Origin of the sequence: Ureibacillus galli (assembly GCF_014836845.1) — a bacterium.
Taxonomy (GTDB): Bacteria; Bacillota; Bacilli; order Bacillales_A; family Planococcaceae; genus Ureibacillus; species Ureibacillus galli.
This window is the reverse complement of sequence record NZ_JACSQA010000052.1, coordinates 1-7,748: the sequence shown is the minus strand read 5'-3', so window position 1 is coordinate 7,748 and position 7,748 is coordinate 1. Positions and strand designations below refer to the sequence as shown.

The following is a 7,748-nucleotide window of genomic DNA, read 5'->3' as shown; positions in this document are numbered from 1 at the left end:
CCCTTTTTTTAGTATAGCATGTAGGTTTTAATATTTTTATTGAAAAATCTTGACAACTATTAGCTGGTTTTGTGGAAGAATAGAATCCCCCTTTATATTATTTTACTTTTTTCTAAGCCTTCAACTTTCTGATTTTAATATTTGAGCAATGGATAATTATTTTGGTCTGCGAAAATAAAAAGATTTCATGTTGTAATTTCTTTTTACTTAAAGGAATAATTTCATCGTATCCCCACTGATCAAGTCCATGTCTGCCACCAAAGACAATTTCATTTGGTTTGTTACCATAAACATTTCTAGTAATATCATAATCCATGAAAAACTTACGAACATTTAACCATTGTATTTCGTATGTACCGCCATTTTCAGCATATTGCTCAATAACCATATTAATTGTTGTAGGATCTTTAGTTTTTCCATTTTCTTGATTTAAAATTCTTACCGAAACTACTTTGCCATCATGAAATGAGTACTTTTTTAAAAAATTTGCCGTTTCTTGATTGAATCGAGGTAATAGTTTTTTTAATTGCTCTGCATAACCAATTACATCCCAATGGTCATCATCAATAAAATATTTCATTTAAATATTCTCCTTAACATTGAAGTAACGTAGATATTACGAATTAATTTATCCATATTTAGCAGAAATGTCCACCCTAAGAATTATAAAGATATTATGGTTATATATCCAATTTGTGGCAAAATACACCCCCCAAACCCTCCTTTAGTCAAATTTCATTTATGAATGTTATTCAATAATATTGCTCTATTAATCAAGAAAAAAGCACAATTCTTGTTGCAGAATTGTACCCGTTATGGAATGTTCATTAAATAATATTTTTGACTTTATTGAAGCTAGGTGTATTAAAAATCCTCTGTTATTATTTTTGTCTAAAACCACTTCACTCCTAAACTAATAAAAGTGATCCTGTTTCAATATGAAGCTGTCGGATAGAAATTTTCATTTCTCCTTATCATGTTTAAACATGTCTTGTTGCCATAATTGGTACAAATAAATAACTACTGAAAGAGCAACAAAGGTGAAAAGGATATCCCAACTTGTATAATTAACTAGTTCGTAAAGATCTAATCGATTAAATAAATTATTCAATGGAAAAGCAAAAACAAAATCGACTATTATGTTGACAAGAAGATAGCGCCAAAAGTGTCCGAACGTAAAATGAAAAATCCAAATAGTACCGACTAGAAATGGTCCATAAACAAAAGGAACATAGGTTATTACCCATGGAACTATCGTTTCTTTTACAATCCACCAAATTAAATGTATAAGAAAGTTCGTTTTGTAACGTGACCAACAGCGAAGCAAAAATAGCAACAGGCATATATCGTTTAACCACTACTTTTTCTAAAAAGAATAGAGAAACCCATGGGACAATCAATACAAACCACAGTATAAATGTATTTAACATTTTAGAAGCTCCTTATTTTTTTTTAGGTTTTCCCCATAGGATTAAATCTATTCCTTTATGAACACGCATGTATTTTTAGAAAACTTTGTTGATCTTCAACAAACTGTTCCTATTCAGAAAGAAAGGCATAATTGGAATCTTCTCTCGAGTGCGCGCTAGTACAGTAACATGATGTCTATCATGTAGACCATCAGAAACTGTTTGACCTCCAACTCTCCAGTTCCACCTAAAAAAGTAAATTCACGAATGAACCACCTTGTATTGATCAAAAAATTTTACAATAAAGCATAAGCCTCCATTTTGAAAAAGTTGATCAAAATGGAGGTTTTCATTTTAGTTAAGTATAAGAATTTTATAAAAAAGGTTAATCATTTCCTCAGAGTGTTGTTCAACAAGCGCTCCCGATTGTTGAATATTTCAAAAATTATTTATTGACAAAAAATAAAAAACAACATATAGTTTTAAAAAAACCATTTTAATAAAACTAATAAAAAGGAGAATGATGATGGATGTATGAACTTCTTGTCCTTTCGTTATTAATGAAATTTCCATTACATGCTTATCTTATCTCAAAAATATCTAATGACACTATTGGCCCGTGGGAACAAGTGAGCAGAGGAACGCTTTCAACTTTGTTAAATAAATTGGATAAAGCTGGTTTCATTCAAGAGGCTGATCCAGCCACCGTCCCTTTTCCGACTGAACGACCATCTCGTACTTTCGAAATAACTGATAAGGGTAAAGATCGTTTTTTTGAGTTGATGATGGATACTAAAAAAAATATTGGGAATTACCAGAAAATTTTCCACATAAAGGCTATCTACCTAGAGTTCTTAAGCGAAGAAAATCAACTCTATTTGGTCAATCACTATATAAAATATTGCCAATCAGCAATTGAGCATATCAAGACGCAGCAATTAGAATTTGATGAAAATCCTGAGCAAGTGAAGTCCATACAAGGTACCCCATTTTATTCGGCCATCGAGAGTTTGATGCGTCTAAATACAGAGCAGTGGAGTCTGGAAAGACAATGGGCAACTCATCTTAAGGAACAGATTGTGATGAGTATAAAAAATGATAAGAGAAAGGATCATTCAAATGACACAAGAATGGGAAAAAGATAAAGAAGATATAAACATCTTGTTTAATGAATTGTTTTCTGCATGGAGCCATGGAGATGGAAGAGCATTCGCGAATTGCTTTACAGAAGATGTAGACTATATCACTTTTTTCGGACAGCATCTAAAAGGCAAGAAAGAAGTGGAGAATTCACATCAAGATTTATTTAATGGTGTATTAAAAGGTTCGCAAATGCAAGGACGGATTACGAGTATTCGTTTCCTCAATGCTGAACTAGCTATTGTTCACTGTATAGGAAATACGAAAATGCCAAGCCAAAAAAATATTCGGAGAAAAGAGAGTCCATTAATACGAATGTATTAGTCAAACAAAATGGGGAATGGAAGATTACTTCCTTTCACAATTGTCGGATTAAAGAACCAAACTTTTTAATCAAATGGTTTATGAAAAAAGGGAAAAAGGATAGATAAAAAATTACAATTTGCAGAAGATATACAGTAATCTTCTGGCTACCTTATTTTATCATCACAATAATCTCGCTCCCTTCTCTAATTTTACGATTAAATTAGAAATTCAAGAAATAAAAGCAAATTTCTTCTTTAATCAACCTGCCCCGTTAGTTAAAGGAGGATTTTAAGCGACTTAATTGCTACTTGAGAAAGACGCATGCCTTACTCTAATCTGCACCATTAAAATTTTAGATTTGTGTCTATCATTTGTGGTGCAGATTAATTCAAGGAAAGCGCCCATGGTTTAATTGAAGTTTACATATTCCTAAAAAGATATATCCCAAATCCAAGGGTATCTCTGCCCCATTTCAGATATGTACTTCTCCACTTCCGAATCTTTTGCAACATCGCATCGCGATCTGGATCATCAGGATGTTCGTAGCAATAATTCTCAATGGACATAGCATAAAGCCACTCATATTCATCCCATTCATCGTCGTTAGTAGTATAAGACCAGAGTGGAATTAGGCCAAGTTTTTCGCCAACCATCACATTCTCAAAGTGGCTTCGTAATTCGGATTCTTCCGCTCCTCCGAGCGCCTCTAAATATTCTTTACTTGGCTGCTGCTTCCAGTAGCCTTCACCAATGAGTATATATCCACCCTTTTTTACACACTTCCTAAGCATACCCAACGTTTCATGCAGTCCGCCTAATGCGTGAGTTGAACCAATACAAATCGCTACATCAAACTGCTCATTTATTGTATTAATTGCTACTTTAGCATCTTCTGTAATGATTTCAATATTTTTTAAGAGCCCTCTATTTTTAGCATTTACTTGAAGTTGTTCTGTGAAATCACTATATTTCTCGATAGCAATACATTTAGATCTGTACCTTTCAATAATCCGAAGAAGAATTTCACCTTTCCCAGCACCTATATCAATTACTTTATCATTACCTGTTAATTCAAGTAACTCAATAACTTTGTCTATCTTTGTTGGATTAATCGGATTATAAAATGTATGGTTTTGATGTGCTATTGCAGAAAATCTGTTTCTATCCATATTACCTCCAGAGACTTATTTTATTTCCCTCTATCATATTGTAAAAGTAAGGGGAAGCTTACTCAATTATCTGGCCCTTTAATTTAATAAAGCACTTTCCTTAATCAAGGAAAGCGCGCTCTATTGTTGAATAACTATAAACTATTATACTTCTACTGAAAAAATGCACGTAAGTCAAAGGTACAAGAATTACTGTACTTCCTACTAAATCCTTAACTATGTAGATCACTCTTTCTAAATGAATGTCGTCCATACAATCTTAAAAATAAAACATGGCCTGAAAGTCCAATCATATAGAAATCTCAGAGTCTAATACAATCTATATTTTTAGTCAGGATGTTCCGTCAAAATGTTGAAAAGACCCCTCATAATAATACAAGATTAATCTACAAAACCATCTAGAAATTTACTTGCCTCACTATTAAACTTCCACATTATCCCGAATTTATCGACTAACATTCCAAAACTTTCTGACCATGGCGTAGAGGATATCGGCATAATCACAGTCCCATCTTCTGAAAGCCCTTCGAAAATTTGCTTATTCATTTTTGAATCAGCATCAATAATACTGATTAAGACCGTATTCCCTTTTGTGACTTTACCTGTCACAGCTTCCATAAAAGGCGGAACATCAGAGATCATTAAAATATTCCCTGAAAATTCAATACGAGATTCCATAATCATGTTTTGTTCTTCTTCCGTTAATGGGACATTTGGATCTTGACCAATGGCACCAAATCTCACCATTTTTACGCTAGTTGCTGATAATGCCTTTTCATAAAAGGACAATGCTTCTTCTGCTCTTCCTTCAAATTGTAGATAAGTTATTGCTTTCATATTTTATTCCTCCTTTTCATATTTGAAGTATAATGGGACATAGGCGACATATGTATGTCGTATATTGGAGGGAAATATGAAAAAAATTGAGCGACTTATCTCATAGTGATGAATTTGTTACAAAAAGAAGTTGTTTCGGCATCAGAATTTAGCCAACTTTTTCATGTAACGAAACGAACGATTCAACGTGATATGGAGACATTAAGTTATACAAACATCCCTATTTATGCGGTATATGGTGCTGAAGGGGGATATGCTCTAATGGAAGAGTATAAATTCGATAAACGATTACTAAATCACAATGATATTGAAAATATACTTATAGCTTTAGGTGGCTTTGAGGGACTCATTACCGATCAAGAGATTCGAACGACTATTCAAAAAATCAAAGGAATGACCAGTGCAGATATTTCTCCAACACTTGATTTAACTTTCTATGATTGGCCGGGGAGAAGACAAATCAATGAAGAAATTTTATTTATCAGGCAAGCAATTGAGAACAATTGGTTATTAAAATTTGAATATGTGGATCAAATAGGAAACAAAACATACAGACTCGTAGAACCATATAAGGTACATTTTAGGGAGATGCATTGGTATCTTTTTGGTTACAGTTTAGAACGGAAAGACTATCGAACATTTAAGTTGTCGAGGATGTTAAATATTCAAAAAGACGGTTTTTTTGTTCCAAGGACTGATCAGAAATTTAAAGATGAAAAACAACAAATTGAAAAAAAGAATTTGGTTAATGTACAGCTATCGATAGATATTGCTGTAAGAGATCAATTTATCGAAAGATACGGAAAAAATGCCGTTATAAAAGAATCTGCAAGAAGTTACCTTACAACAATTGAATTACCTGAGAATCAATATGCCTATCAATTTTTAGCCGGATTTGGTAATAAAGTTAAGATTATAAAGCCAAAAAGTTTTATTACAAAATATGTAAAATTTTTGGAGGGCGCTGTGGAACTTTACAAAATAAAATGTTAATAGTTTTTCCATGGTTACTGCTATGCTCAATAAGTATCAGGATATTTCCATAACTTTATATTGTATCAATTCTAATCCTTTTATATAGTTCTGAAAATGAATGTAGTTCGATATAATTGTTCCTCTTTGGCTTTATAATTGAACAACACCATTAAATATTCTGGATATCTTGTTGAAATTCAGGTGAGGTTGTGTGTAATATAATATCACTTACCTAGCACCGTTAATTCATTGAGATGATTGATTATAAATTCTGCATCAAACCCAACACCTTGTAAAAGAGCTGAACCACGACGATGCTGCCATGGTAAACCAATAAAATAAAGTCCTTTTACATTCGTTACACCACGATGATGAATGATTTTCCCATCTGCAGTAAACAAATCGTCAATTTCTAACCAAGGATAATTCGATTGGAAACCAGTTGCCCAGATGATATTCTGCACCTTTATCGTTGTGTCATCTTCAAAGGTTATTTCGTTATGTATTCCATTAATCACCCTTGGTTTTAGTGTAATCTCTTTTCTCTAAAGTGCTTCTTTCAATTCATACCCAAAGATTGGATCACCTTTTTTCTGAATTGCTTTTCCAAAAAAAGAATTTGAATTTACTTTAAGTATTCCAAACTTATCAAACCACCAGAAGATACTTTTTTTCTTTATAACTAAAGGCAAATAGGTTATCTTTTTACTTATTGCAAAAAGTGTTTCTCTTTCCTTCGATAATTCAACTGCAATTTGAGCGCCACTATTACCACCACCTACAACAAGCACATTTCCCTCTTTTAACTGACTAGGATTTTTATATTGTGTAGAATGAATCTGATAAACATCCTTTGATATGTTACTTGCAAAGGATGGAATTCTTGGAGATTGAAATGCCCCAGATGCAATTATTACTTGTTTGGATTGAAATATACCTTGATTAGTTTCTACAGTAAATATACCTTCTTGATGATGCATTTTAACTACTTCAGTTAGAAACTGTATAGGAAGCTCAAATTCTTTTACATATTGTTTCAAATACTTAACTACTTCATCTTTCGTCGGGAACCCATGGCTTTCACCTTCAAGTGTTAAGCCAGGTAAAGCATTATACATTCGTGGAGTAAACAAAACTAAAGAATCATATCGATTCTTCCAACTTTCTCCAACTTCTTTTCCTTTATCTAAGATTAAAAAGTTGTGTTTAATTTTTTTTAAATAAAAGGCAGTAGCAAGACCAGCTTGTCCAGCTCCAATTACAATCGTGTCATACATAAATTTTTAGCTCCTTAATTTTTATAATAGACATGTTTGTAAATTCTAGATGTTATTTTTTGTTGATCAAAATGGATAGTTTATCTATCCCTTTTAATCTAGATTTATTCTTTTACATCTTCTTTTTGTATTTCACTTTGAATTCGATTGACTTTATCTTCGTTATAACAATAAATTTCACAAGTATCTTTTGTACTCATTAAGAGTACCTATTTCATTCAAATGTTCATTTGAATGAAATATACCCCATTTCAAAGGAATATTCAAACGAACGTTTGAATGAAAATAAAAAAAGAAATGGATTTTTCCATTTCCTACTTTCATTACTTATTCAAATAAGTAGCTTTGTTTATTACACACTATCATTTTGTGTTACAAAATAACCAGATTTCTATAAAGGTCTTATTCAACAATCTAGCCCGATTGTTAAATAAAATTAAATCACTTCAAACTTATTTTATAATCTCTTTACAAGGACTGTACTATGGGAGTATTCAATTTTTCACGATTCGTTGGGGTGTTCATTCCTTGAAATAGAGAAAAGCGACTGCACCGTGAATTGAACTGAACCCTATAAAGTAGACAGTTTAATTAAAAGGGAGTTCGCCACCTATTTTAAGCGGCGATTAGATGGC

General features: G+C 32.4%; 6 protein-coding genes and 2 pseudogenes. 3 read left to right on the top strand and 5 right to left on the bottom strand.

What is annotated here, in order from left to right; translation table 11 throughout:
* Positions 1-112 precede the first annotated feature (112 nt).
* Entirely contained in the window at positions 113-580 is a 468-nt protein-coding gene (locus H9636_RS18605) for a hypothetical protein (RefSeq protein WP_191709047.1), read from the bottom strand.
* A gap of 1,359 nt (positions 581-1,939) precedes the next feature.
* On the opposite strand from H9636_RS18605, the gene H9636_RS18600 reads away from it, so the two are divergent.
* The gene (locus H9636_RS18600) at positions 1,940-2,554 is read left to right on the top strand and encodes a PadR family transcriptional regulator (protein ID WP_191709046.1); all 615 of its coding nucleotides are present in this window, start codon (positions 1,940-1,942) and stop codon (positions 2,552-2,554) included.
* The gene (locus tag H9636_RS18595) at positions 2,529-2,873 is read left to right on the top strand and encodes an SgcJ/EcaC family oxidoreductase (RefSeq protein ID WP_225230338.1); all 345 of its coding nucleotides are present in this window, start codon (positions 2,529-2,531) and stop codon (positions 2,871-2,873) included. Before H9636_RS18600 ends, H9636_RS18595 begins: the two co-directional genes overlap by 26 nt.
* A 401-nt stretch (positions 2,874-3,274) precedes the next feature.
* On the opposite strand, the gene H9636_RS18590 is transcribed toward H9636_RS18595, so the two are convergent.
* Positions 3,275-4,024 carry an SAM-dependent methyltransferase gene (locus tag H9636_RS18590; protein WP_191709045.1) on the bottom strand — a complete coding sequence of 250 codons (750 nt, stop codon included), beginning with the start codon at positions 4,022-4,024 and terminating at the stop codon, positions 3,275-3,277.
* Positions 4,025-4,405: 381 nt separating this feature from the next.
* A complete protein-coding gene (locus tag H9636_RS18585; RefSeq protein ID WP_191709044.1) occupies positions 4,406-4,861 on the bottom strand; it encodes a VOC family protein in 456 nt (151 codons plus the stop codon).
* A 114-nt stretch (positions 4,862-4,975) separates the two neighbouring features.
* Here H9636_RS18585 and H9636_RS18580 point away from each other — a divergent pair, with 114 nt between their 5' ends.
* Positions 4,976-5,854 carry a helix-turn-helix transcriptional regulator gene (locus H9636_RS18580; protein ID WP_263604302.1) on the top strand — a complete coding sequence of 293 codons (879 nt, stop codon included), beginning with the start codon at positions 4,976-4,978 and terminating at the stop codon, positions 5,852-5,854.
* Positions 5,855-6,060: 206 nt separating this feature from the next.
* Here the strand turns inward: H9636_RS18580 and H9636_RS18575 are convergent.
* Together H9636_RS18575 and H9636_RS18570 are read right to left on the bottom strand one after the other, a co-directional pair.
* Positions 6,061-7,113, bottom strand: a pseudogene (locus H9636_RS18575) (flavin-containing monooxygenase).
* Positions 7,114-7,226: 113 nt separating this feature from the next.
* Positions 7,227-7,313, bottom strand: a pseudogene (locus H9636_RS18570) (transcriptional regulator); the annotation flags it as partial.
* Between the last annotated feature and the right edge of the window lie 435 nt (positions 7,314-7,748).